Origin of the sequence: Sulfitobacter sp. 1A13496 (assembly GCF_043557225.1) — a bacterium.
In the GTDB taxonomy this organism is placed as follows: domain Bacteria; phylum Pseudomonadota; class Alphaproteobacteria; order Rhodobacterales; family Rhodobacteraceae; genus Sulfitobacter; species Sulfitobacter faviae.
The window spans coordinates 88,494-113,731 of the sequence record NZ_JBIFFP010000009.1 but is presented as its reverse complement, the minus strand read 5'-3'; the positions used below and the strand labels follow the sequence as shown (position 1 = coordinate 113,731).

Here is a 25,238-nt window from a genome sequence, read left to right as displayed (position 1 = left end):
GCCGGCGAAATAGAACGAAACGAACAACGTTACGCCCTTGATAAAAAATGGAAAATACTTTGTTCCTCCGTTGGATGACGGAAGTGACTTTAAGGAGTTGTTCAGACGGTTGAGCGCGGCCGGAGCGGGTCGGCCTACTGACAAAGATGGGATACCCTTGGGGCCGTGGACACCCGAACTTCTTGCTACCGCAATCACTCAGATCGAAGCCAACCGGTCCGGGATCGAGCTGCGAACGGTGCAACTTTGGTACCAAGACAACGAGAAAGGAATCAGCACCGAGAACATTCGATGGTTGGCAAGGGTGTTTGGGTGTGATGATCCGAAGGCGACCAGCGAGTGGCAAACGGAACTTAGTGTGGCCCGGGCACGATTGGTAGCCAGGAGGCGAGCGCTGCGTGCGGGGTCAGACGGCCACGATGCGCATAGTCCTCCAGATACGGTTCAGAACGCGGCAATCGATGTTGATACCGTGGTTCCGTCACCGCTGGCGCACAAAGGTGAGGTTATATGGCCGAGGCGGAGATTTAGCTTGGCGAGAACATCGGAGGCCGTGTTCAACCGGGGATCCCCTTTGGATTTGTCGGCGTCAGTGTTCGCAGGGGCAGTGGCCCTTGGATTTTCCTCTTACTTTTTGGGCATTCACAGCATTGTTTTTCCGCAGGCGAATGGTGTGATTAAGCAGGTTGGGTACTTATGGGCACCGAACTGGACACTCCTCTTCATGGTGCTCATGCCGCTATACTTCGTATTCGTGCGTGACTTAGTGGTCTATTGGAGGGGTACAAGGCGGTCATTGTTAAGTCCTGAAGGTGAAGGAATCGCGAATGACGACATGTGGGTGCGAAAAGTCGCGACCTTTTCGGTGACGTATTGGGCGGCCTTTCTTGTTTGTTTACCTATAGCTACGGTTCTTCAGTGGATCGATAGGTGTTTAGGCCCATTACTGACCCGCGATACCGGCAACTACCCGGTGGAATGGGCTCGGATGGCGATTGAGCGCCCGCACATCATTTCAATACCGGAGGCGGTCGCGTTCACCGGGTTCGCCTATCTCTACATGGGTGCGGTATTTTTTCTCTTCTTTGCAGGACTCATTTTGCTCTTCACAATAGCGCACGATTCTTGGGAACTTGGACGAAAGTCTGAATCGTGGGTAGATGGAGAATATCAATGTCAGCCTAATCAAGTCGGTCTCAAAATCATGCGTGGGATTTTTCGGTGCTGTATTTTGGGACTCTTGATTGCCATATGCATGAAGCTCCAAAGCACTTTTATGCTATCAAGTGAATCGACCATAACGGCTTGGTTGGCTAACGATTTCCTGTCAGTTTTGGGAAATCATGAGAAGGCAAGCGACTGGCTCGAATACAGCATGCCGACGAACTATAGCAGCCTGCTGATCGTATTGGCGACCTGCACTGTGTTTCTCTATGGGCTTATGCGAGTCCAGGCCGTGTTGCGTCAGCAAGGAGACATTGGACGTGGCCGAAATTGGAGAGAATTGGGAATGATGTTGGCGCTCATCGCCCTTCTGGTCATCGTCTACGTGCTGATCGGCGCGGTCGCCGGCTTCTCGATCTTGCTGTGCACCGGGCTGCTGTCTGCAATCTACGGCCTGATTTATCCAAGCATCGATACATGGCGGGTGACTGACCAAGGAGAAGAAGAAAGTGTATCATAGCTGGCTCGATCGTTGGGATGAGCGACGCGCAGAGCGGGGGGACGAAGTAAAGAGGCGGACAGACTTCGCTCTGGACACTGAACTTGCCTTCCCTAGCTCCGGACATCCGGCAGGTATCGAGGCCTTCTGTAATCTTGCAGACCAGGCTGTCGAGGACCCAACCTATTTCGATGAACCGGGTAACAACGACTTGGTCGTCGAACGCAAAGGAGATTGGGCCAAATTTCCTTCAGGAATTTCTACTGACGTCGCAGAGAACAATCTCGTCTGGGCGAAAGTAACAGAAAGCAGATCATTCGATAAAGCTTTGGTTGTGTTTCACCATTGGAATGCAAGCGCGCGGTATCAACAGATGGCGAACTTTTTCTCCCGGCGTGGGATCACGGTAGTCGAGATGGCACTGCCGTATCACTTCGAACGTAGCCGTCCCGGCGCCGATTATGCCGACTACATGCTAAGCCCGAATCTCGGACGGACGACTCAATCCGTGAGACAGGCGGTATGGGATGGTCGAAAGCTTATACGGTGGCTAAAGGAGCAAGGTTATAAAGAGATTTCTGTACTCGGAATGAGTCTGGGTTCCTGGGTTGCCGGGTTGATTGCCGCCCATGACAAAACTGTTTCAAAAGCTGCGCTATTTCTCACGGCCGGAAGTCTTGCGGACATGGTGTGGACCGGGCGCGCAACGCGAACGATTTGCGAGAGCCTTCAACCCGTGATCGAATTGGGCGACCTCAGAAGGGCTTGGGGACCACTAAACTTGGTAAACCATGCGCATCATCTGGCGCGGGACAATCTCGAACTTCAGGTAGTATTGGCCAAACGAGACAAGGTGGTGCTGCCGGAGCTTTCTGATAGGCTGATTCAAGGGCTGAAGCACGCCGGGGCCGCGCCCAGCATACTGAAACTTAATTGCGGCCACTATTCACTGTCCATGCCGCCCTACATTGTGTCGGCCGGCCGAAGCGTGGCTCGCATGTTGAAACCCGGCCCCTAAGCCGCTGACGTCGAGACTGGAACGGGTTCTCGGCTGAATTGAGCCCGTAGCCCAGTTATCGAATTCGGAACCCGCGACTCGGGCCAAAAGTTTCGCCCCGAAGTTATCGGTGAAGCGAGCCCAAGAAGCGCCCATATTCCTCGCTGACTTCGCGCGCTTCCTCGAAGGCGCGAGCACGCTCCTCGTCGAGGCAGCGAAAATAGTTCTGTATGTCGCGGAAGTAGAGCTCGAAGTCATGACGGAGGATGGTCACAAATTCCGCGACAACCTTCTGATCTCTTGGAACAAATGGCCGAGGCGGAGGGATGCATGGTTCGGCGAGCGCCGGACAACCGACAAGCGAAAGCAGACCGAATGTGCGCATCAAAGGCAGGATGCGCAACCGAAGATAGCCAAAGCCGCTTAAATCCTTGAACGAGCGCATGTTACGTGCCTAAAGGTATCGGATCAACGTATACCGCAAAAATTGTAATATACTATTGCGGTCATAAGTATAATATCGTAACTCTGGGCTTCAAGTAGGAATGCCTAGGGTCGCGCCATTGGAGAAAGCGTGAGCCGGGCCATGAACTGGGACATTGAAGCACCAAATGTGGTTACGGAAGCCAGGTTCCGCGAGCTCGTGGAAAGCGGCTACGGCGCAGAAATCCTGTGCCAAGAATCGGCACACAAGAAAGGCCCCAGCTATTACGGGGTCTGGATCATGCGTGTGGTCTCCAACGAAGGCGTGGAGAAGCTGCTGGTCACGGCCCGTACTCGGACGACCTATAACGACATCAAGATCCGCGAGTTCAAGACGATCTCTGGCGTGGTGTCTTTCTTCATTGGCCTTGGTTTTGCGCATGTCGACCTGCCGCTTGAGGCGGGGACAAGCCGTACGCACAAACTTGCGCCGTCAGACAAAGACCCATCAGACAAGGGCGCTGGCAACTAGTCTCGTCTGTCTCTGGCTGGTCGCAGCACCTGCCTCAGCGCAAATGGTTCTTATCATGGAAAGCGACGGCTCTCTGACCCCGTCGCGGTCTCAGAGCGGTTTTGCCCGAAACTACAATGACGGCATCGGTCAGGGTTCGGCCTCCGATGGGATCGCGATCTACGGAGAGGTAGAGGCCGAGCAAGAGGGCGTCCAAGTCGCGGCCCTTGCCCGCCCGACTCCGCTGCCCCGCGCCGATGTCCTCTCCGGGATTCAGACCACGGCTTTGCGCTATGCCCGCCATCCTGGCCTGCGTCGCGCCGGGCTTTCCGTGACGGATTGGCTGGCTCTCTATCGAGCCAATATCGAGGTTGAGAGCGCCTATCGGCAGAATGCGATTTCAAGTGCAGGTGCCATTGGCCTTGGCCAATTGATGCCAGCGACGGCGCGCGATCTGGGCGTTGACCCGCGCGATCCGATGCAGAACCTCGACGGCTCCGCCCGCTATCTTGCGATGATGCTGGAGACGTTCGGCGATCCGCGGCTCGCGCTCGCAGCCTACAACGCTGGCCCGGATGCGGTCCGCCAGTATGACGGCATTCCCCCCTACCGAGAAACCCTGAACCACGTGGCCCGTGTCATGGCCGTCGTGGCCCGATTGGAAGGATCAAATTCATGATGTCCCAACCTTTTTGGAATTCATTCCTCAAAACACTTATCGGCAATGTCACGAGAGCGCGCAGCGCGGCAGTGCATTGGCGATACCGCTTTTTCCAAACAAGTTGGATTTCAAACCTATTCGTCGCTGCGCTCGCGCTCTTCCTGCTCGTTGCGGAACCGGCCCTCGCGCAAAGCATCGATCTCTCACCGATCCAGAGCCTGTTGCAAGGGATCGTGGATGCGCTGACCGGCCCGCTTGGCGTTGTCATCGCGACGCTCGCTGTGCTCGGCGTCTTCTTGAGCTGGTTCTTCAACATCATCGATCTGCGCCAGGCGCTCTGGGTGCTTGTCGGCATCGCCGGTGTTGCTGCCGCTCCCACCATCGTTGCCGCGGTCTTTGCCGGTGGCTGAGCGCTCGCCCCTCTTTCTCGGCCTCGTGCGCCCGCCCAAGCTTCTGGGCCTACCCATCATGTACGCCATGGTCTGGCTCTTCGGCTCGGTGCTGCTCTTTGTCTGGGTCCAGCACATCGCGGTGCTGGGCGTGGCCGCCCTGCTCTACCCCGTGCTGTGGAAGGCCGCGGACTGGGACCCGCGCTTCATCGACGTGATGATGACAGCGCTGCAGGAAACCCCACCGACGCGCAACCGCTCCATTCACGGCGGTGACAGCTATGCGCCCTAACAATGCCTTGGATGAAGCAATCGATCTCCGCACCATGACGCCGGACTGGTATGCGCGCGAAACACGCCTCGCGCATATGCTGCCCTATGTCAGCCTAGTCGATGACCGCACCGTGCGAACGCGGGTGAATGAGCTTTTTCAGTGCATCCGGCTCGATGGGGTCAATAGCTACACGACGGATGATGCCTATCTCGACAAGGTGACGGCGCTTTTCGCCCGGATCATCGCGCAGCTGGGGCCGGAGTTCAGCTATTACGTCCACAAGGTCTCCAAGGCGATCACGCCGGAGCTCGAGCCCATACGCGAGGAGAGTTTTGCAGGAGTCGTTGACCGTCTCTGGCGCACGAAACTCGAAACCAGCGGGTTGCGCGACAAAACCCTGACGCTCACGGTCATCCATCGCCCACCTCCCAAAAGCGTCCTGCCCTTCCTCAATCGCAGCGCCCCTAATCGCCTCAAGGAAGCAACCGAGAAACGCCTGCGCCGTCTCGGCGAGGCCGTAAGCGTGTTTGTGTCAGGCCTGACCGAGCTGAACCCGCGCGTGCTGACTTCCGAGAGCGGCGAACTCATCGGCTTTCTGGGCGCGCTGAATACCGGCCAGGAATTGCCGCTCTACCCCGCAAACACCTACGGTTTTCTGTCCTTCAATGTCGCCAATACCCGCGTGACGTTTCAGGGGGATCACTTCGAGCTCTCGGAAGGGGTCGTCGGACATCGCTTCGGGAAGAGCTTCACCATCGGGGAATATTCCGAGGCCACCTCCTGCACGATGTTCGACATGCTGAACCTGCCGGTCGACATGATCGTCACGCACTCCTTCACGCCGATCAACTCGAACCTCATGGCGGGTCGGATCAAGCGGCAAAAGCGTCAGATGCAAGCCAGCCAGGATGCGGCCTTCTCGCTCATGGAAGCGCTCGACATCGCCGCCGACGATCTGGAGGCCAAGCGCCAAAGCTTCGGCGAGCACCACATGGTCGTGACGATCTTCTGTGATACGCTGGACGAGTTACAGACGCTCAGCGCAGAGATCGTCAACGCTGCTGCCGCCGAAGGCGTGAAGATGATCGGCGAACGGGTGGCGGCCAAGGCGCATTACCTCAGCCAGCACCCCGGCAACCAGCCCAAGCGCGTCCGCGCCAGTGCTATCACCAACCGCAACTTCGCGGATTTCGCGGCGTTTCATCGGACTCAGCTTGGCAAGCCTACTGAGAAAACCCCTTGGGGCCGCGTCATCACCTATCTGCCCACGCCCGAGCAAAGCGCCTATCGGTTTTCCTATCACGAGCAAGGCTCGCCCGACAAAGAACCCACCAGCGGGCATACGCTGATCATGGGACGACCCGGGTCAGGCAAATCGGTCCTCTCGGCCTTCCTCATGACGCAAGCCCGTCGAGCAGGGTCGCGGATCTTCGTCTTCGATTACCGCCTCGGTATGGAGATGGCGGTCCGCGCCAATGGCGGGCGTTATGCATCGCTCAATGCCGGCCAACCCACGGGCCTTAACCCGCTCTGGACCGAGACCGATGCGCGCGGCACCGCCTGGCTCTCGGACTGGCTCGCCACCCTGCTCTATCGTACCGACAAGCCGCTGACGCCCGCGCAGACCAACCGCATCCAAGAAGTCGTGCGTCAGAACGCGCAGGCCTCCAATCCGGCCCTGCGGAACTGGCGGGATTTCGCATCGCTCTTTGTCTCCACCGACGATGGCGGCGATCTGCACCAGCGCCTGCTCGAGTGGACCGAAGAGGGCCGCTATGGCTGGATCTTCGGGCAGACGCTGGAAGACACGTTCTCGCTCGAAGGCGATGTCGTCGGCTTCGATCTGACCGGCATTCTCGACAGCGAGGCCGAGAAAGAACGCATGGCCGTCCTCTCCTATCTCTTCCGCCGGGTTGAGCGCGAGATCGAGGATCGCCGCCCCACCATCATCGTGATCGACGAGGCCTGGAAGGCGCTCGATAACGCGTATTTCGCCGAGCGGCTGTCGAACTGGCTGGTGACCGCGCGCAAGCAGAACACTGTCGCGGTGATGATGACGCAATACGCCAGCCAGCTCGAGCGCACCCGGACCGGCAAGACCATCGTCGAAGCCGTGCCCACGCAGATCCTGCTTCCGAACATCCGCGCCCATGCCGCCGATTACGCGATGCTGAACCTCTATGAGAAGGAGCTGGACGTCCTTCTCAATACCGGCAGCGACAGCCGTCTCGCCCTCATCCGAGACGACCAGGGCTCCATCGTCGTCGATGCCGATCTGAGTGCGCTTGGGCCCAATCTAACCATCCTTGGCGGCATGGAAAAAGGCGAGGCGCTTGTCGGCGCCGATTACCGCAACCGCCCGGACTTCTGGAGGATTTCATGACCCGTATCTTGTTTTTGCTCGCCGCACTCGGCGCTTTGGCCTCCTGCGCCCAATACCAGGAACCGCAGGCGAACTGCTTCACCTTCCTCGCTTCGACGGCCCCCATCGCGCCTGATTGCAGCTTCACGCCGATCGGCGCACCGGAGCGCGACATTGAAGTCTAGCCTGCCCCATATCTTGGCCCTTTGCCTGCTGCCCGGTGTTGCCCTTGCTCAAGGGGTGTCGACCAATGACAGCGGGCTGACCGCGCGCGACATCGTCGAGACCGGCGACCGCGAAACAGACTTGGCCCTCCAGGCGGACAAGCTTGCCGTGCGCGAACTCATCGCCGAGATCGAGCGCGAACAGCTGGAAACCCTGCAACGCATCCTCGATGCCCAGACCAGCTTCGGCGGTCAGGGCCTGCCGGCCATGGTCTTGGGGCTTGAGGGCGGCAGTGGCGATCCCGAACGCGCCGTAGAAGCCGTCTATGGCACGGCCGAAATCGATCCCAACCCCGGCGGTGCACAGATGTTCGGGGACGCGTCTGAGACTATCGAGCCGCTCATCATCCGCGTGGCTCAGGAAACCAGCGGCTTTGCGGGAGTTGGCCGCGCGGGTCTCTCCCCCGTCCAATGGCGCGCGTTGCTGCAAGCGCTGATCTGGCAGGAAAGCCGGTTTACGATTGGGGCACGGTCTCCCGTTGGCGCCTATGGTCTCACCCAGATCATGCCGGGCACCGCCAGCGATCTGGGCATCAACCCGGAATACTATGACAGCCCCTACCTTCAGGTGCAAGGCGGCGCGCGCTATCTCGCGACCCAGCTCAACACATTCGATGGCAACATCATCAACGCCCTCGCGGCCTATAACGCCGGACCCGGCCGGGTTTTCGAGTATGGCGGCGTGCCACCCTTCCGCGAGACCCAGCACTACGTCCAGGTGATCCCCGAACGCTATAACCTCTATTTGACCCGTATCGGCGGGATCGAAGCGCTTGGCACGATCGACCCCGCGCTTCTCGCCAATGCCAACCTCTCGCTCACGGGTCATGGGGCGGCCTTTTATGGCAGCAACTCACCCGCCGCGATCCGCCAAGCCGCCCTGCGCATCTCCGACATCGTCACGCGGATTTCCGAAACCGAGGACGTGCAGGAGAGCGTCGCGCTCAACACCTATGCCCGCGCCGAACTCGTGCGTCTCGTGGCTGCCCGCATCCGGCTTCAGGCCGCCCGCACCCAGCTGCTCTTCGCCGAAGAGCTGGCCCAGGCCAGCGCCCGCATGGCCGAAGGCGCGTTCATGGATTTTACGATCAGGGAGATTGAATGATGGGACATTTGCTCGTGAGGACGGCCTTGGCCACGACACTTGGGATCGGTCTGCATCTTGGCGCCCTATCCCCTGCCCTCGCGCAAGGTGTGCCTGTCGTCGACACCCAGAACATCGCGCAAAACATCCAGCAGCTGCGGCAGATGATCGAAGACGAGATCCTGCAAAACGAGCAGCTGACGCAGCTCCGTGAACAGCTTGCCACACTCACGGATCAACTCGCGGAGCTGCAGCGCACCTACGAAGCGCTGACCCGCCTTGCCGAGCTTCCAGAAATCATCCGCATGGAAATGGAAGACGAACTCAATGGCCTGCTCGACCAGGAGTTCGGCGACATCCTTGCCACGATTGAGGCGATCAAGACTGGGGATTTCTCCGGCCTGTCCGGGTCCGGCGCGGGCGAGATCGAAACCCAGATGGACCGGGTGCTGGCCGACCTCGGCTTTGACGAGGACACCCTCTCGGAAATGGCCACGAGCGGCAATCCCGGAGCCAACCGCGTGGCGACGCAGGCAACAACCGGCGCGCTCGTCTCAGCCGCCGCCCAGAACAGCTACGAGGACGCGGGCCAATCGCTCGAGCGGGTAGACCGCCTTGTCGGGCTCATCGACGACATGGACGAACTCAAGGAAAGCATCGATCTCAACACGCGCGTGACCGCGGAGCTCGCCATTGCGCTGGTCGCCATGTGGCAGCTCGAAGCGGTGCAGACCGTGGGCGACGGCACAGGCGGCGTGATTGATGCCGCCACAATCGCCGAAGAACAGCGCTTCATGGATTTCACCTTGCCGGACCTTCGGGCCGAGTAATCGTGGGGGCATGAATGGTGGCGAGTGAACAAGAAATCATCGAGGAAGAACTGGTCTACGGTGCCTTGCGCCGCGAACGGCTCTGGCAACGCCTTGGCCTGACGGGCCTTGTCTTCGGTGTCATCGGCTGTCTGAGCGCCGCGGCGGTCTCGATCCTCGATGTCGACCCGCCCCCCGTCGTTGTTCCCTATGATCCCGCCACCGGCTTTGCACTCCCCGAAGCCTCGGTCGGCGCCTCCTCGGTGACCGCCAACCAGGCGATCATCGAGGCGGAGGTGTTTCGCTACGTCGCCGACCGCGAGGTCTACAACCAGCTCGATAACGATCTGCGCATCCGCAACGTCCTGCGCCGCTCGGACGGGGCCGCCGAGAGCGGGTTGCGCCAGATCTGGAACAGCGCAAATACGAACTATCCACCGACGGTCTACGGCCCCAATGCCCGGCTCGACGTGGAAATCCTCAGCATCAACCGGATAGGCACCAACCGCGCCACGGTGCGCCTGCGCAAGCGTCTGACCTCCATCAACGGCACCCAGACCGGCCTCTTCACCGCCACGCTGCTCTTCGAGTTCCGTCCCGAGACTCGCCGGTCCATCGACGAGGTCTGGACCAACCCCTTCGGCTTCACGGTCCTAGAATATTCCATCCGCTCCGACAGATTGGAGAATTGAATTTGTTCCCCGCTCGACTTTTCATATTGCTGATTGCCCTGTTGCCCGGCCTTGCTTTCGCCGAAGCCATCCCGCGTGGCGGGACCAATGACAATCGGGTGCGGCTGGCAACATATCAAGAAGGTCAGGTCTACCGCCTCAGCGTGTCGCTCACCCATGTGACCACGGTCGAGTTCGGGGGAGGCGAGAGCATCCGCTCGATCATTGCGGGCGACACGGAAGGCTTCGAGATCGACGGCGTACCCGGCGGTCAGGCCTTCGCGATCAAGCCGGTGGCACGCGGGGTGCATACCAATGTGACCGTCTACACGAACAGGCGCAGTTATTACTTTAACGTCCAGGAGACCCGCAGTCCGACCTTCTACGTGGTCCAGTTCCGCTACCCCGAGGATACCAGCCGCCCCACACGTGCCATCGCAGCCCAAGCGCCGAACTATAATTACGGTGCAAGCGCGCGGACCGAGTTTACCCCTGCCCGCGTCTGGGATGACGGGACGTTCACGTATTTTGAGTTCCCACGGAACGCACCGGTGCCAGCGATCTTTCGTTACGCGGGTGGCCGTGAGCGCACGGTCAACACGCAAGCCACCGAGGACGGTGTGATCCGGGTTTCAGGAGTGAACCGACAATGGGTGCTGCGGATCGGAGAGGAGGTGGTCTGCATCGAGGCCACCCCACCTGCGGGGGTAGGCTCATGAGCGATACCGGAAACACAGACCTCGAGAAACGCCTCGCGGCCCTCGAACAAGGCAAGGGCGCTGGTTCGCCCCCTGCCCCGCGGCGCTCGTCACTTCTGGCCTTGGTCGTTGTTCTAATAATCGGTGCTGGCGGAGCGCTGCTCTATCTCCTGTCCCAAACCGAGGAAGAGGAGGCCCTACCCACGGCCACGCCGGACGTGTTCCAAAACGAAGGCGACGGGTTCGGCGCCATCGAAACCCTGCCCCCGCCTGAGCCCGAAGTCGTTCTGGTCGCGCCGGAACCGGTGGAACCAAATGCGGAGCTTCTGGCACAGCTCGCAGCCCTTCAGGCCCAGATCGAGGAATTGCGCAACGCGCCTGAGCCGGTGGTCCAAGAAGACACGGCCGCCGCAGAGGCGATCGACGCGCTGACCGCTCAGATCGCTGCGCTCCAAGCCGCCTCGGAAGCCGCACAGCAACGATTCCAGGACGAACTGACGGCGCAGGATCGCAGCCTTGAGCAACTCCGCATGGATCTGGAACTGGCCCAACTCGAGGCCAACCGCCCGCTCCCCGCACCCATCGGACCCACCGAGGACGAGTTGCGCGCGCGGGAAGAAGAACGGCTCCGCCGCGAGGAGGAAGCACGACGGCTCGCGGAACTTGAACGCCGCGCCGCTGAAGAACGTGCGTTTCAGGAGCGCCGCGTCACCTCGCCCACAATCGCCTTTGGTGGCACCTCAGGCGCAAATGAGACGGCACTTAACGAACGCACCTTCGGGGAAGTGACGGATTTTGTATTGAACGGCGCGCTGCCCACTTCGGTGACGCAGGCAGAGGTCATCGCCAACCCGTCCAACACCATTATCCAGGGTACAATGATCCAGGCGGTCATGGAAACCGCTCTCGACAGCTCCCTGCCCGGCCAGACCCGGGCCGTTGTGTCCGAGGATGTCTACAGCGTCGATGGCGCGCGCCTCCTGATCCCCCGCGGATCCCGCCTCATCGGGCGCTATCGCTCGGGCGTTGATATCGCGCAGCGCCGGGTCACCATCGCTTGGGACCGGATCATCCTGCCTGACAACCAGACCATCCAGATCAGCTCTTTCGGAGGCGATGAACTTGGCCGCTCCGGCGTGACTGGCTTCGTCGACACGCGCTTTGACGAGCGCTTTGGATCGGCAGCGCTGATTTCACTGATCTCCGCCGCACCAAGCGCCGCCGCCGCAAATGTCCAGGACGAAACCGCCGCGGATGTGCTGGAAGACGTGGGCGATGATCTGGCCGATGCCACGGACAGCGTGATTGGCGACTACCTCTCCATCGGCCCCGTCATCTATGTCGATCAGGGCGCGCGCGTCACGGTGATGGTCGACCGCGATCTGGAGATGTTCTGAGCCCATGTCGCTGAGCTATCTCCAGACCTCGCTTGATCGGATCGATGCCGCCGCGCGCGACGATGTCATCGAGATATGTATCAACCCTGACGGCACCTGCTGGGGCGAATTCCAGGGCGATCATTTCATGCGGAAGCTGGATCAGACGCTGACCGCAACCGAAGTGAAGGACCTCGGCAACCAGATCGCTTCCTCCGCCAACACTGCGATGAGCAAGGACCGCCCCATCGTCTCCGTCTCGATCACCTACAAGGGCCGCCCGATCCGGGCGCAGGTCATCACCCCGCCAGCCGTGCTCTCAGCCATGTCGATCAGCCTTCGGTTCTTCTCAAGCCTGCCGCTCGACGGGATCACCCTCGATTTCCTCTATGGCAAGGAACGCAAACTGGAAGAACTTCGCCTCGAGAAAACCCGCGAACTGCGCGAAGTGGTGGCCGCGGGCGCCATCGATGATGCACTTGCCTTCTGTGTCGACAACAAGCTCAACATGATCGTCTCGGGCGGCACGTCCACCGGCAAGACCGTCGCCGCGCGCAAGATCCTCTCGCACGTGCCAACAGAAGAACGCATCGTCACCATTGAGGAAGCGGCCGAGCTTCTGCCGACCCAGCCCAATGCCGTGACCCTCATCGCCAACCGCGACGCGGAATTCCAAACCGCCGATGTGCTTCTGACCGCGACGCTGCGCATGCGCCCGGACCGCATCATCCTCGGCGAAGTGCGCGGCAAGGAGGCCATGACCTTCCTCGAGGCGATAAACACCGGTCATGGCGGGTCAATGACCACGCTGCACGCCGAAACCCCGCAACTTGCCGTGCAGCGCCTCGCAATCGCGGCGCTCAAGACCGAGATCCCAATGACCTATGCTGACATGATCCAGTACATCGAGAACTCCATCGATGTGATCATCCAAGCCGGTCGGAATGACGGCAAACGCGGCATCACCGAATTCTACCTCCCCGGCGCCAATGAGATCGGAGCTTCCCAATGAAGACCTTTGAATATGATATCCTCAGCTTTCCCATGACTCGTAAGACCAGCCTCGCTGACATGCAGGCCAGCCTTAATGCCAAAGGGGCAGAAGGTTGGGAGGTAGTGTCGATCAGCTCTTCGGAATTCGCCAACGTGGGACACACTGTCTTCCTGAAGCGGGAAACGACAGCTGGCGGCGCGGTCTGATGATACGTTGCCGGATCGATATCACTTTCGTCACTCTTGCTCTGGTACTGGCGGCGTCATCCTCCTTGGCCGAGCGCAACCTGGTCCCGAGCCTTGAGCGCAGTTTTGATGTTTGCCCGGACAGACCGCTGGAGTCCGAATGGATGCAAAACATACCATTGCGCCAAGCCTATCAGCGGGTTCTGGTTCAGGACATCTACCGCGCCCAAAACCTCGAGCGCATCGTCGAGACTGGCAACTGCGATTGTGAAATCCGGTTCCCCTCTTGGGACGCTGCCGAGGCGGTGTTTCGGGAAAGGTACGCGAGTGACGAACGATGGGAGATGCTGCAAGCCTCGGACGCCTACAACCGCCGCGCAAACGCTGCCCGCCCTGCCGCCAAGGCCATCTGCGAAGCCGCGGGCAATTGGTAAGGCAGCCCCGTCATGAGCGTCGTCACCTATTTCGTTGAAACCTCCCAGGGCTATCTCGACACCGCCGCAGAAACCCAGTTCGGGTCCGTCGCGGCGACAGTCGGCACGCTTCTGGTGCTGGGAACAACTCTGGTGGTGATCCTCGTCTTCCTGAACATGATCTACCAGTACAAGGCGATGGACGGGCGCATGGCCTTCTGGCTCGCGGTCAAGATCGGGCTCATCGGGATATTCGCGACCAACTGGGTGCAGTTCAACGCCCTCTCCTCCGCCATCCTGGCCGGCATCGACAGCATTGCGGGGGCGCTTGTCGCCTCGGTCGGTGGCGGAACCCCTGGTCCCTCTGGCACCTTTGCAGAAGAATTCGATCGGCTGATCGCGGAACTAGGGGACTATCTCAACGCCGCCGGGTCCGAGCTGAACTGGATGGCAGGGGCCATGCTCGACATTGTCGGGGTCCTCTTGCTCTCGATCCTCGGCGGGCTGGCCGCCTTCATCCTCGTGGCCTCCCGCCTGATGATCGCACTTCTGATCGGGATCGCACCGGTGATGATTTTTCTGACCCTCTTCGAGGTCACCAAGGACTATTTCGCGCGCTGGCTGTCGGCACTGGTTTCCTTCGCGCTCTACCCCATCGTTGTGGCCGGCGTGTTCGCGACAATCACGGGTGTCTCCTCCGCACTCATCGGCGAGCTTGGCAACCCGGAAGGGGCCTCAAACATCGGCGCGCTCATCCCCTTCTTCATGATGGTCCTCATGGCGAAGGGCTTCATTATCGCCACGCCGTTCATCGTTCGCGCGATCTCCGGAAACATCATGATGCCCGCCCTCTCAGGTGGTCTCGGCGGCGGTTACAGCTTCGCCCGCGCCGCCATGGGCAGCCAGCAAGCCTACAACCGCTACTTAATCGGTGGCGCAAGTGGTGCGGAATTTGCCGCCCTTAGAGCGCGGCAGTTCTTTGGTGTGCAGCAGATGCCAGTGCGGCAAGGCATGGGACAGACAGGTCAGGCAAGCGGCACAGGGTCACCGGGGGCCGGATCCCAGATGCTGGCGCAACTTGCACGTCTGGGAAGGCTGGGGCGGAGGTGATGAAGCTTTGTTTTGCGCGGCTACCGAGCCTTGGATGAACGCAGGCCCCATAAACATTCACCAGTAAAAACGGTACCACTAGAGCGGGTTCAAGCAGTCCTGCGCTCAGCAGTGAATGGAAGATCTGTCGGGCTTGAAGAGGCAATACGTGTTCTGGACTGCGATGCGCATCATGCCAACCGCGTCTTGCGCCAGATGGCCGAGGCTGGGTACTTGGAGCCTGCCGACATACTTGAAGGCTTGTTTTGCTGGCAGCTAACCCCAAACGGAACTCGCCTGGCACTGGAACCCAAGCGAAAGCGTATCGGGCGCGATAAGGTTCAGACCATCATTTCTGAACTGCTTGCTCGGGCCAAGGTCATCAACAGCGATCCGAACCGCCTGCAACGTATCACATTGAAGCTGTTCGGCAGCGCGCTCGAGGAGCTTGACGACTATGGGGACGTAGATGTTTCGATTGCGTACATGCGGCGCCAGCTAAGCGATATCGAACGAGAGCGCATCGAAAACACACTGAAAGCCCGTGAAAGCAAGTCAGACCGCCAATCCTTTCACGGACGGCTCATGGGGGCGGAACGTCAGGATACGCGCGAGATCATGGCGTTCCTCAAAAAAGGTCTGCCACATCTTTCGCTCATGAATGATGATCCTATGGACCTCGGGACACCGTACCGCTGGCTGGTCGACCACGACGTGAAAACGGACAGACCAGTTGATGTTTCTGACGATATCGTTCGACCCAACGGGCCTTCGATCCTCGACCAATACCCGAGGAAACCGATACCGCCCATCACACTGCTTGAAGCACGACACAGAACCATTTCCGCGGATACCAAAGTTGCGATTCATGACTTACACATAGGTTTGGAGGATGCAGCCACGCTCGAGGAACAAATGTGGTCTCCGAAGGTCACGCGCGAAGGCGCTTTCATTGCCAATGACATCAGAAGTCAGAAGCGGGTCAAATTCGCCGGGTTTCAGCACCTATGTCCGATCTGGAAGAAAGACCTCGGCGGCGTAGCGATGCTGAAGGAAGCCCTCGACTGGTGCGATGAACATAAGGTTTGGGTCAGAGACCTATATCCGGGAGTTTCAATCCAACGGTCCGACCGGACACATATCATACGCCTCGGGTGGGGCCATGACCTGATCTATTTCAATGTCGGCGGTAAATCGACAACTGGGAGCCTGCTGCCCAGAAATAGAACACGCGTTTCCAAAATTGACTTGGCCGGAGCCTATGCGGTCGGAAGGGCACTTTCGAAGATGTATGATGAAAGCAGGTCCGCGAAAATGCCATGGTTCAGCGCTGACATTTTGCTTCCGTTAGTCGAGCTAGACAGGCTTCCAGATTTCCCTCGGCTGCATAAAACGGGCGCGTTTAGAGAAGGTGCATTTCAAGGTCTGCGGGAGATCACCTTCTTCTGAGCCGGGATCATACCCCCGTGTGCACCAACGGGCCACTAAGCCGTGGTTGAAACTAAACTTGCTATTCATCTCCAACCGCAAGGTGCAGGAGCCCGTCGACCCGCTCCAGACCGGCCGGCAGCAACATGTTTTCAAGCCATCCGATCGCTTGTCCGCGCTCACTGCAATAAGCGAAGAAGGCCCTTTGCATGGCACGCGTGAAGGCGACAAAGAAGGAATTCAGCTCTTCATCCCGTCCGGGTGAAAGGCTCCACCAAGTCTGTGCATCGAGACCGAAGAAGATCATTGTGTGAAACTCAAGACCCTTGCTTTTGTGGATCGTCATAAGTGGCACCTGGCCTATGCCTTCGAAGCGATCGAGAGCGTCTGACCAAGCGTCCACAGCTTCGGCGCATTCGCAAAACAGCGTGATGAACCCTGTCCGTACCCGTTCGAAGTCCGCGTCCCGTCTATAGGCGGGAAAAGCCTGGCGCAGCCGATCGGCACCGACAAATTCAAGGGCGATCTGAAACACATTTGCCGCGCTCTCGCCATTCTGTTCGTTATCGCGCATAGCCGCACGCAAAGTGGAGGAGAATTCTTCAATACTTCGCTGCAGCCGCTCCTGGGCTCGTTCATCGCCAGTATCGATGGCGAATAGCGCTTGCAGCTGTTCTTGAGTGGCGTTCCAGGCACCCGGGCTACGTTCACCAGTACCGAGCCTCAAGAGCGGTATAAAGATACCTGTCAGTTCTTCGGCAAGTAGTTCCTGAATCGCAATTCCACCAACACTACGCGCCAAGTTTCTGATCTTCAGGCCTTGCGCTGCAAATACGCCCGTCAGTTCGGCTTCAACATCGTCGGCGCGCATACGCACGAGAATGGCGCAATCATGCGGCTCCAGAATTCCGTGCTCAATTTCTCTATCGATCCAAGCCGCGATTTGCTGTGCTTCCTGCTCGCGTGTATCGAAACGCCAAAGCGCAGCGACCTGACCGTCGACGGCGCGCTGCCCCCTTGCTTCAACGTCTTCTACGTTTGGATCGATGCGCTCCGCAATCACCTGTTGAATGGCGACCAGATCCGCATGAGACCGCCAGTTAAAGCGTAGCGCTCCGTTCACTGCATTGAAGTCAGAAGCAAATTCCTGAAAGGCGTTGTCCATCGCCCCGGCCCAGCCCATAATGCGTTGCTTGTCGTCGCCGACGGCTGTGAAAACGGCATCACTGCCATGAAAAGCACTCTTCACCAGATCATATTGTGCATATGTCGTATCTTGGAATTCATCGAGGAAAACGAAGGGATAGGTGAGCTGCAGGGCACGCCGTATCGCGGGGTTCTCGCGCAGCAAATAATCGACAAGTCTGTTAATCATGGCAAACGAGAGCAGCGTACCGGTTGGACGCTCCAATTGCTCCTGCCAATAAGTATGAAGTAGCTCGCGCCAAGCCGGTGGTATTCCCTCCGCATCGAACGGAAGCGGCGCGCGTGCGATCGCCTTTTCGAATTTTTGCCAGCCGATGTCACGCCGACCGCTCCGGGTGAGGAAGTCCTCCAAATCATCGCGCCGCGGAAACCCAATTTCATAGTTGCGGGGCGGCCCAAAGGGTTGAGGGATCGCGGCCCGAAAGCGGTCTAACATATTTTTGGTGAACGCATCGAAGGTAAGCGAGTGAAAACGGCGCGCCTGATCGGGCGGACAACGCTTGCCTACGCGCGCCTTGAGCGTCTGTGCAGCATCCCTTTTAAAGCTGATGGCCAGGATGCATTTGGGCGGCAGACAGATGCCAGTTTGCAGGAGGTATGCTGCTTTTTGCGCTAGGAATTCTGTCTTGCCCGCGCCTGCGCCGGCGGTAACGCATACGCTTCGGTCCGTTTCGCGCAGCGCTTGCCACGCGCCCGGCTCGAGATCGTCGACGCCCTGAGGCCTCCAATCATCGGGAAGCACCAACATCAATCTGCGCCGTTCTCGAGACCGAGCTTCATTTTGACATGTTGAACCAGCGCGCACAGTTCAGGCGGAGCGTTTGCGGCAAGATCTGCCTTCGGAATGCGATTAATCGCGGCCAGATGCGTTTCAGGCTTGCTTCGGCTCAAGAACAGGTATGGATACCAGATAAAGCAATCATCCCACTCAGGATCGTAGAGACCAGCGTTCCCGCCCTTTTTGAGAGTGGCGGCTTTCTTGCGCTCCAAGGCCTCTTCACTGTCGTCAGGACCGTGCGCGCCCGGATCGAGCTCCTTATAGGCGTCTGGAAATGCCGCGAGCATCGCGAAGTCCAGATCGAGTGGATCGGAGAAAAAAACACCTTCGTCTTTCAGCGCCTGCATCCAGTTGTTTTCGGCAAATCCATCAGTCATCTCTTCGTCGGACAGGGCAGGAAGGTTGGCGAGCTCGACTACTTCCATCATCACATCCAAGTTGTTGCTGAGATCGTTTCCAATTTCGGCGAGCGATCCGACGGTCGTTCTTATCGTGTTCGCACCGCCATGTGAGCGCCCCAGGTCGAGATCAATCAGCGTTGCATGCGGTATCTTCAGCGCGTCAAGAAGCCGCCAAAAGTGATCGACATGGCGACCGCCGAGCGGCACAACAGGCACGAAAGAAGGATCAAGAGGGACGCCCATCGCCTCCGCGAGCAGAGGCAACACAATTCGTTCGGAGTCCCCCTCGCCGAGGATGACGAACCGCGCGAAGTAGAGCTCCGGATACGCCCGCACGGCGAGCCGGACATACTTACCCGCCTCGGTCGCATCGTCAGGTAGCGTCAAAGATTTCACCGATGAGGCCCTGCTGGTCGTATCGAGCCGGAAGTAGCGCACCTCGTCCGGCTTGATACGGCTCAAAATGCTAGCGCTGTGGCTAGAGATCAGTACTTGCGCCGAGCTGAGCGCTCCGATGTCGCGCGCTTGGTTCATAATGCGAGAGAGGAAGAACGGCGACAGGCTGTTTTCCGGTTCTTCGATGGCCAGAATCGTAAGATGAGCACGCCGCAGCTTTTCCTGATCGAACGGGCTATCGGCAGCGGCCAGTCGCAGAGCATCTTTTTCGGTTTCAAGCGTCGCCGCAGTTAGAGCTATATGAAACAGAGAGCGTTGACCGTCGCTTAGGTCGACAAGCGCCCGCTCGCGACCGGCCTCATCGGGATGGAATGCAAATTCGACGCGCCTGACCAGTTCCTCGAGCCGACTTTCCACAAGTCTAAGCACTGGCGTCGAATCTGTGTCGGCTTCGTGGACCTCCCGCCAGCGCTTCGTAAGCCGCTCGACGATGAATTCTGCGGGTGCTTCGCGCTCAAAACGCTTCTGGATGAGCTTGGCTCCGCGCTCGGTCGTCTTGGACAGGCGATCCGACCATTTCGCAGCCCGCCACAAACGCCCCTTAAGCAAATCAGTGACACGATCCGCCGGATTACGGGTCGCCGGCACATAAACAAGTTGGATGGTGCCACGATCAACGGCGGCGACCCTTTGGCACTCATCCCAATCGTAGTCATCACCGAGCGTACCAATCCAGCGAACGTCCTCTTCCACCGTACCATCGGGCGTTCCGTCATCCGTCCAGACTGCCTGCAGGCGCATGCGCGCTTTAAGCGGTTCTCCAGGGCCGGTTGCTGCCATATGGTTGAAAAAATCCGGCACGGCGTCGGCCGCCGCCGCCTCGTCAAGACCGTCTAATTCTGGGAAGGACAGGATACACTCGATCGACAACGTCGCTCCAGGATCGAGCTCGGTTTGGTCAGGCCTAAGATGAAAATCGCGTGTCTGGATCTGTCTTTCTGCACTTGAGACACCAAAAAGCCGTGCTAACGCCTGAAGCGCCGCCGTTTTTCCGGCTCCGTTTCCGCCAATCAATGCCGTAACCCCGTTCTCAAACCAGAGAGTTTCAGCCTCTGCGCCGAAGCATCGGAAGTTCCGTATAAAAAGTGTGTCAATCTTCATCCGAATTCCCTAGCGTTCTATTTTTTCAAATCGGTTTCTGCAAATTCCCGAAGGCCCAAGAGGCTCTAAATGTACTTCCGATAGTCACTGCTGACCTTTTGCCCCGAGGGAACGTATTTCAATACGTCACCAACCTTACGGGCTGCTCGGATCGGAATCGGCAAGCGTTGGTTCATCTGGGTCGAGTTCCAGTTCACCTTCGTGAGGCTGAAAACTTCCTTCGCAATCTGTTCGATTGTGCTCTCGCTTTGCGGGTGTGGACAGAGCAACAGGGGGTTCGGGACATAGAGGCCAGGATAGGTCCCATAGTAGGGAATGCTGCCGTTGGTATAGAGCAGCCCATTGCCGTCCAGTTCAACGAAGGTGCCGCGGAGGACAGGGAAGTCGCCGTCGCGCAGCACCTTGACTGAATAGCTCTCATGAATCCAAACGAGATCGCGCAGTTCCACACCTGCCTCGTCGAGCGCCTTGCCAACACCCTCGGCCTCGTCCTCGCGAAAGCGCGACGTCTTCATGACGATCACGCGTGCCGGCATCGTTCTATGGACCGATTTGTAGGCGGCCAAGGCGCTCTCGGTAAGCTTGTGAGCCTCATCGATAGTGAGGAACGGGTGGCGACCCCGCGACTCTGACTGTGCAGGACCGCCTCTAAGAATGAACCCTCTGCCCCGCTCGTCGAACATTTGCGCAGCACTGGTCCATATCTCGTCGGTTTCGGCATCCTTGAAAAAGCTGATGCCAATGTAACAGGCGGTGAACTCGCCTTCTTCCGGCAATCTGCGCCAGGGCACCTTGCCGCTGCCCTTATAGTAGAGCGTCGTCATAAGGTTCCATGCGAGGTCAGCTCGGTCTTGGGTTTGGCGGTCAGAGTTCTCCTTGATTTTGCGAGGGATCTTGGCATCGGGGTTGATGACATCCTCCCAAACAATCTGAATTGAGAATCTGAGGTCCATCGCTCTGGCCTTGAGCAAGCCACGGAAGTTCGGAGAGGTTTCTCTGCCAGCTTTCGCGTCGGCCGCTTCGTCCTCTATAACTCCGTCATCGCGCGCCCGCTCGTTTCTCCAGACCCGTTCGATCAACTTGACAGGGAGAGAAACCATGACCACGCCCGGCCGTTCATGATGCGCCTCCAGCTTTTCCAGTTGCGCCATAACTGCGTCGACGGCCATCTCCACAGCACGCGCATCGCTCGGTTCCTTAGCAATCTTCTCGATCTGACCTTTGGTCAGTACTCCATCTTCGGCAGCCACCATTTCAAACCGGCACCGATAGGGGTTCTGGTTTCTCAACCCGGGGAAATCCGGGTGCAGGTTCGGGTGCTTTTCGGTCTTACCCTCGAACCCATCTTCGATCGCATTCAGAAACTCGCCTGATTTTTCGACGGTCAGAGCGCTGCCAACAACGCCGACTTTGATCGTGTCCCCCAGGTTCGTTTGCAACGGGCCCGCCTGTAGCAACCCCAATCGTGGATCAGGATGATGGTGTTGGTCACCAAATTCCAGTTCAGGCTCCGGGAAGATCTTTGTCTTGAAGTCGCTCATAGGTCGAAGCTGCCTTGTTCATTCGAGCCGGACGGCTTCCTCGACTTTTGCGCCTTCGCGCCCCACACGTCCTCGGGCACACTCTTCGGCAGTTCGATGGAAGGCGGGTCACCAAACTTGATGATACGATCCGTCTTGGTGTCGGGTGCCAGCAGTTCGCCGGCATCTTCAAATTCCAGACCTGACAGCAATCGATGCCACATGATCACCTGGCCTCGAACGGTGCTGTTTGTGTCGAGGCGCTTCTTCCCGGACAACAAGGCATCCGGATAGTTGAGCGCGCGCGCTCCATCCGAAGTGAAGTAGTAGGATGGGTTGATGATCAGGTACCATTGGTCCGCCAAGCGCTCGAACCGGGGATGGAATGAATGGTGCCGCACATAGTCGATGGGCCCCTCCCCCTTCGACTTCTGATAGACGCTGACAACGTCGGCCTGTGTCTTCTGCTTCGCACCAAGATAGCGAAACTTGCGCGCGACGCCTCCAGGTGTCGGCAAGAAGTAGAACTGCTTTTTCTTTCGGTCCCATCCAAGCAAATCCCGAAAGTCATGCGCCAGAGTATGTCGCAACAGGCCCGCAAATTTGTGCTGCTGATCTACGGCGTCGTGTTGTGCCAGAAAGTCGGTTTCGATCCGTTCGACCTGATCCCGCTCAACTAGGTCGCGAACGGGTGTGGTTAGCGGGTCGCAGAATGTCCAAAGCGAGGTTTCATCGATCATCCAATCGTACCGTTGGCCTTCCCGGACCTTATTCATCCGGGCGAGCGCCTTCTGGGTGGAGAGCTGTGTCTGTGCGACGAAGATTTCCTCAGGAAGCTGCAATGGCACCATGTTGATGATCGCGTCCTCCCCTCCCCCAAGTGGCGGGACGTAGTAACCGTGTCCTTGCTTGGCGACGGTCAGGGCAGCGAGGCGATCCTTCGCACGTCCGTCCAAGACGTCGCGCTCCTTGTCGAACTGCAATGTGCGTTCGGCCTCGCCAACGAGGTTTTCGAGCGACTTCCAGAAGAATGTGTCATCTAATTGCCTGTAGAGAACTAGGATGACGGGTAGGTTGGAGCTACGCCAATAGTCGAAATCTGAAGCGCGGACACGATAGGTGAAACCGGCGTTCGTCTCGCCGACATAGCTGCCACGCTCAGTAGCCTTGACCTGAACGGCAATCATCTTCGCAGTCGGCTGATCATCGTCCATCACCTCAGCGATGCCGTCTATCCCTGCTTCCAACCGCGAACGCCCATCGAATTGGAACCCAATTCGCAAGAATTGAAGATTAGCCGCCTTCTCCCCGATTTCGCCAATTCGCTGGCTGGTTGTAACTTTCTTATTCACATCTCGATTCCCGAAAACAGGCTTTTCCAGATGTAACACTTTATCTGGAGTAACATAAGGGAGGAGCAACAAGATATGGAGGTTACCCCTGCAAAGGGTCAAACCTGATAGAGAGCGAAATCTCAGACTTCTAGAACGCGGCTGGTGACCACCTCTTACTGCATCAACTTCTGGATGCGACAACCCATCAAGTTAGAGCCCCTGTGTTAGGGCTGTCTCCAACTCGCCCAAATCATGTACGGCCGTTCGTACCTGCTCGACATCCGCATCTTTCACCGAACCAAGAGCAGCCACTTCCCCCCCAAAATCCATTTCAATCTGTCGCTGTTCCTCGGCGATAACGGCTTGAACGACCGGCGAAGTTTTCTTTGGAGCGACATCAGTTTTCCCTGACGATTGGCCATCAGCAGCCTGGCGTTCGGCCTCAACGTCGGCCTCGGATCCGCCAGACCCGTCCAGTGGCGGTGTCATCGGCATGGCGCGCATGCTCAACGGCAGCGTGCCTTGCGGCCCCCCTCCCCCCGGCTCTGGAAATGGCAACTCGCCTGTCTGCGCCGCATGGATGGCCTTAAACAGCCGGTCGTCAAAATACTGGATCCGCTTCGCCCGGACAGGCATCTGGGCATCGATCACCATGACGATCTCGTCGAGCGGCAAGCGGCGCGCCTCATCTTCGGGCAGCAGAGAGCTCTCTTCAGTCCGTGTAGATTGGCTGCGCCCTTCGAAGGGGTTCTTGCCGATGGACTGGGAGCGCGTGATGACGGTTTTCGTGGTCTTGCCGACAGCCTTGCTGAGCTCTTCGACGGTTTTTTCATCCGAGGGCGTGAGATAGAGTTTCACGCCCGCGTTGCCCTGCAGCGCACGGCGGGTGTTCTCGCCATAGATTTCATCGAGGGCGGGGATCGTCTGGGTAACCACGGCCAAGTGGCCGCGGTAGGTGCGCAGGGTCTCGATGCTTTCGACCACGATGGGCATCTTGCCCAAACGGTTGAACTCGTCGAGCATGATCATCACGGGCCAGGGCTCATCCGGCCCGGGATCCTTTTCCTGCATGGCCGAGAGCAGGTCGGAGAAGAAGAGCCGGATCAGCGGCGCCAGCGGCTTCACCATCAGCGGCTGGACCACGAGATAGACCGAAAAGGGCTTTTTGCGGATCGTCCGGAAATCAAAATCCGACACCGCCGTCGCCTCGTCGATCGCCGGGTTCTGCCATTGATCGAGCCCCGATGTCATCAGAAGCGAAACGTAAGAGGTCAGCGTGTCGTTGTTGGTGGAGGCCAGCCGCGTGAAGATCAGCTTCGCGGCCCTGTTGTCGACCTCATGGCCCCGCGCAAAATACTCCTTCTGCTTGTTCCCGCCCGAGGCGGCGATGCGGTAGATCTCGCCCAAGGTCGGGCGCTTGCGCTGGAATGCCAAAAGCCCCGCCGCCACAAAGAGATCGATCCCGCCCTTGAGGAGGCCCTGCACCCGGTCGTTGTCGCTTTGCAGGAAGAGCGTCGCCAGGAGCTGCAATTCCATCTGCTGGCGCGCAGGGTCCTTCAGTTGATAGATGCGCAGGAGCGGATTGTAGCGATGCGTGCGCTTGCCCTCCCAATCGGTGGGGGCAAAACGATAGACCTTGTCGCCCTGGGCTGCGCGGTGACGGGCCGTGGCCTCGAAACACTCGCCCTTCACATCGAGAGTCACGGCGGAGCCTTGCCAGATCAGCAGGTTCGGAATGACAAAGCCCGTGGTCTTGCCACGGCCCGTGGGCGCCACGATCAGCGCGTGCGGGAATACTTTCGAGCAGATGTATTTTGCGCGGGAGCCGGGCGTCCCAAGTTTGCCCAGGATGAACCCGGTCCCGGGTGCGCCAAAAAACCCGTTGGCCTTCATCTCGCGCGCAGACTGCCAATGGGTCTGGCCAAAGCGTGTGAGGGCCGATCCCGAGAGGGCGAGGCTCAGCATCAGGCCGGCAGCGGCGAAGCTGCCGATGATCAGATGGATAAGTTGCGCGTCCTCCGGTCGACGATCGCGGATCGCCATGTAGTTCTGCGCGACATAGGCGAAGTCGATCTCGGCCCCGAAGCCAAGGTCCTGGTATGTCAGCACCGCCGAGGCAATGGTATAGCCCATGGCCCCTGTCACCAGCGTCACAAGCAGGGCGCCCGTGGCGATCCGCGCTTTTCCCATG

General features: G+C 58.8%; 24 protein-coding genes. 18 read left to right on the top strand and 6 right to left on the bottom strand.

Annotated elements, in window-relative coordinates:
• Window positions 1-37 precede the first annotated feature (37 nt).
• Both ACGYLX_RS17125 and ACGYLX_RS17120 read left to right on the top strand, forming a co-directional pair.
• Complete coding sequence (locus ACGYLX_RS17125) at window positions 38-1,684, top strand: RcgA family putative transporter (RefSeq protein ID WP_394450955.1); 1,647 nt, start codon at window positions 38-40, stop codon at window positions 1,682-1,684.
• A complete protein-coding gene (locus ACGYLX_RS17120; RefSeq protein ID WP_394450953.1) occupies window positions 1,674-2,681 on the top strand; it encodes an alpha/beta hydrolase family protein in 1,008 nt (335 codons plus the stop codon). The genes ACGYLX_RS17125 and ACGYLX_RS17120 overlap by 11 nt, the downstream gene beginning before the upstream one ends.
• A gap of 103 nt (window positions 2,682-2,784) precedes the next feature.
• On the opposite strand, the gene ACGYLX_RS17115 is transcribed toward ACGYLX_RS17120, so the two are convergent.
• Entirely contained in the window at window positions 2,785-3,105 is a 321-nt protein-coding gene (locus ACGYLX_RS17115; protein WP_394450951.1) for a hypothetical protein, read from the bottom strand.
• A 141-nt stretch (window positions 3,106-3,246) separates the two neighbouring features.
• On the opposite strand from ACGYLX_RS17115, the gene ACGYLX_RS17110 reads away from it, so the two are divergent.
• From ACGYLX_RS17110 to ACGYLX_RS17035, 16 genes are all read left to right on the top strand, one after another.
• On the top strand, window positions 3,247-3,615 hold the full coding sequence (locus ACGYLX_RS17110; RefSeq protein ID WP_394450949.1) for a hypothetical protein: 369 nt from the start codon (window positions 3,247-3,249) through the stop codon (window positions 3,613-3,615).
• Between the two features lie 43 nt (window positions 3,616-3,658).
• The gene (locus ACGYLX_RS17105; RefSeq protein WP_394450948.1) at window positions 3,659-4,273 is read left to right on the top strand and encodes a lytic transglycosylase domain-containing protein; all 615 of its coding nucleotides are present in this window, start codon (window positions 3,659-3,661) and stop codon (window positions 4,271-4,273) included.
• A gap of 107 nt (window positions 4,274-4,380) precedes the next feature.
• Window positions 4,381-4,665 carry a TrbC/VirB2 family protein gene (locus tag ACGYLX_RS17100; protein ID WP_394450967.1) on the top strand — a complete coding sequence of 95 codons (285 nt, stop codon included), beginning with the start codon at window positions 4,381-4,383 and terminating at the stop codon, window positions 4,663-4,665.
• On the top strand, window positions 4,658-4,936 hold the full coding sequence (locus ACGYLX_RS17095) for a type IV secretion system protein VirB3 (protein WP_008327373.1): 279 nt from the start codon (window positions 4,658-4,660) through the stop codon (window positions 4,934-4,936). Before ACGYLX_RS17100 ends, ACGYLX_RS17095 begins: the two co-directional genes overlap by 8 nt.
• Window positions 4,926-7,301 (top strand): type IV secretion system protein B4, encoded by a 2,376-nt coding sequence (locus ACGYLX_RS17090; protein WP_394450946.1) that lies wholly within the window; start codon window positions 4,926-4,928, stop codon window positions 7,299-7,301. Before ACGYLX_RS17095 ends, ACGYLX_RS17090 begins: the two co-directional genes overlap by 11 nt.
• Complete coding sequence (locus tag ACGYLX_RS17085; RefSeq protein ID WP_394450944.1) at window positions 7,298-7,465, top strand: hypothetical protein; 168 nt, start codon at window positions 7,298-7,300, stop codon at window positions 7,463-7,465. Before ACGYLX_RS17090 ends, ACGYLX_RS17085 begins: the two co-directional genes overlap by 4 nt.
• Window positions 7,455-8,609 carry a lytic transglycosylase domain-containing protein gene (locus tag ACGYLX_RS17080; RefSeq protein WP_394450943.1) on the top strand — a complete coding sequence of 385 codons (1,155 nt, stop codon included), beginning with the start codon at window positions 7,455-7,457 and terminating at the stop codon, window positions 8,607-8,609. Before ACGYLX_RS17085 ends, ACGYLX_RS17080 begins: the two co-directional genes overlap by 11 nt.
• On the top strand, window positions 8,609-9,418 hold the full coding sequence (locus ACGYLX_RS17075; protein ID WP_394450965.1) for a type IV secretion system protein: 810 nt from the start codon (window positions 8,609-8,611) through the stop codon (window positions 9,416-9,418). Before ACGYLX_RS17080 ends, ACGYLX_RS17075 begins: the two co-directional genes overlap by 1 nt.
• Before the next feature lie 14 nt (window positions 9,419-9,432).
• Window positions 9,433-10,089: a virB8 family protein gene (locus ACGYLX_RS17070; protein WP_394450942.1), complete on the top strand. Its 657-nt coding sequence runs from the start codon at window positions 9,433-9,435 to the stop codon at window positions 10,087-10,089.
• A gap of 2 nt (window positions 10,090-10,091) precedes the next feature.
• A complete protein-coding gene (locus tag ACGYLX_RS17065; RefSeq protein ID WP_394450940.1) occupies window positions 10,092-10,787 on the top strand; it encodes a TrbG/VirB9 family P-type conjugative transfer protein in 696 nt (231 codons plus the stop codon).
• Entirely contained in the window at window positions 10,784-12,163 is a 1,380-nt protein-coding gene (locus ACGYLX_RS17060) for a TrbI/VirB10 family protein (protein WP_394450938.1), read from the top strand. Before ACGYLX_RS17065 ends, ACGYLX_RS17060 begins: the two co-directional genes overlap by 4 nt.
• A 4-nt stretch (window positions 12,164-12,167) precedes the next feature.
• The gene (locus tag ACGYLX_RS17055; RefSeq protein ID WP_394450936.1) at window positions 12,168-13,154 is read left to right on the top strand and encodes an ATPase, T2SS/T4P/T4SS family; all 987 of its coding nucleotides are present in this window, start codon (window positions 12,168-12,170) and stop codon (window positions 13,152-13,154) included.
• A complete protein-coding gene (locus ACGYLX_RS17050) occupies window positions 13,151-13,342 on the top strand; it encodes a DUF4177 domain-containing protein (RefSeq protein WP_089963179.1) in 192 nt (63 codons plus the stop codon). The genes ACGYLX_RS17055 and ACGYLX_RS17050 overlap by 4 nt, the downstream gene beginning before the upstream one ends.
• Window positions 13,342-13,755, top strand: coding sequence for a hypothetical protein (locus ACGYLX_RS17045; RefSeq protein ID WP_394450934.1), 414 nt, complete (start codon window positions 13,342-13,344; stop codon window positions 13,753-13,755). Before ACGYLX_RS17050 ends, ACGYLX_RS17045 begins: the two co-directional genes overlap by 1 nt.
• A 12-nt stretch (window positions 13,756-13,767) precedes the next feature.
• Entirely contained in the window at window positions 13,768-14,844 is a 1,077-nt protein-coding gene (locus ACGYLX_RS17040; RefSeq protein WP_394450932.1) for a type IV secretion system protein, read from the top strand.
• 12 nt (window positions 14,845-14,856) lie between these two features.
• Complete coding sequence (locus tag ACGYLX_RS17035; RefSeq protein ID WP_394450930.1) at window positions 14,857-16,272, top strand: hypothetical protein; 1,416 nt, start codon at window positions 14,857-14,859, stop codon at window positions 16,270-16,272.
• Between the two features lie 61 nt (window positions 16,273-16,333).
• Here the strand turns inward: ACGYLX_RS17035 and ACGYLX_RS17030 are convergent, their stop codons facing one another.
• From ACGYLX_RS17030 to ACGYLX_RS17010, 5 genes are all read right to left on the bottom strand, one after another.
• A complete protein-coding gene (locus ACGYLX_RS17030) occupies window positions 16,334-18,205 on the bottom strand; it encodes a UvrD-helicase domain-containing protein (protein WP_394450928.1) in 1,872 nt (623 codons plus the stop codon).
• Window positions 18,205-20,193: an ATP-dependent endonuclease gene (locus ACGYLX_RS17025; protein ID WP_394450926.1), complete on the bottom strand. Its 1,989-nt coding sequence runs from the start codon at window positions 20,191-20,193 to the stop codon at window positions 18,205-18,207. The genes ACGYLX_RS17030 and ACGYLX_RS17025 overlap by 1 nt, the downstream gene beginning before the upstream one ends.
• Window positions 20,194-20,258: 65 nt before the next feature.
• Window positions 20,259-21,734 (bottom strand): hypothetical protein, encoded by a 1,476-nt coding sequence (locus ACGYLX_RS17020; RefSeq protein WP_394450924.1) that lies wholly within the window; start codon window positions 21,732-21,734, stop codon window positions 20,259-20,261.
• A complete protein-coding gene (locus tag ACGYLX_RS17015) occupies window positions 21,731-23,065 on the bottom strand; it encodes a DUF4365 domain-containing protein (protein ID WP_394450922.1) in 1,335 nt (444 codons plus the stop codon). Before ACGYLX_RS17015 ends, ACGYLX_RS17020 begins: the two co-directional genes overlap by 4 nt.
• A 192-nt stretch (window positions 23,066-23,257) precedes the next feature.
• Window positions 23,258-25,237 (bottom strand): type IV secretory system conjugative DNA transfer family protein, encoded by a 1,980-nt coding sequence (locus ACGYLX_RS17010; RefSeq protein WP_394450920.1) that lies wholly within the window; start codon window positions 25,235-25,237, stop codon window positions 23,258-23,260.
• Window position 25,238 lies beyond the last annotated feature (1 nt).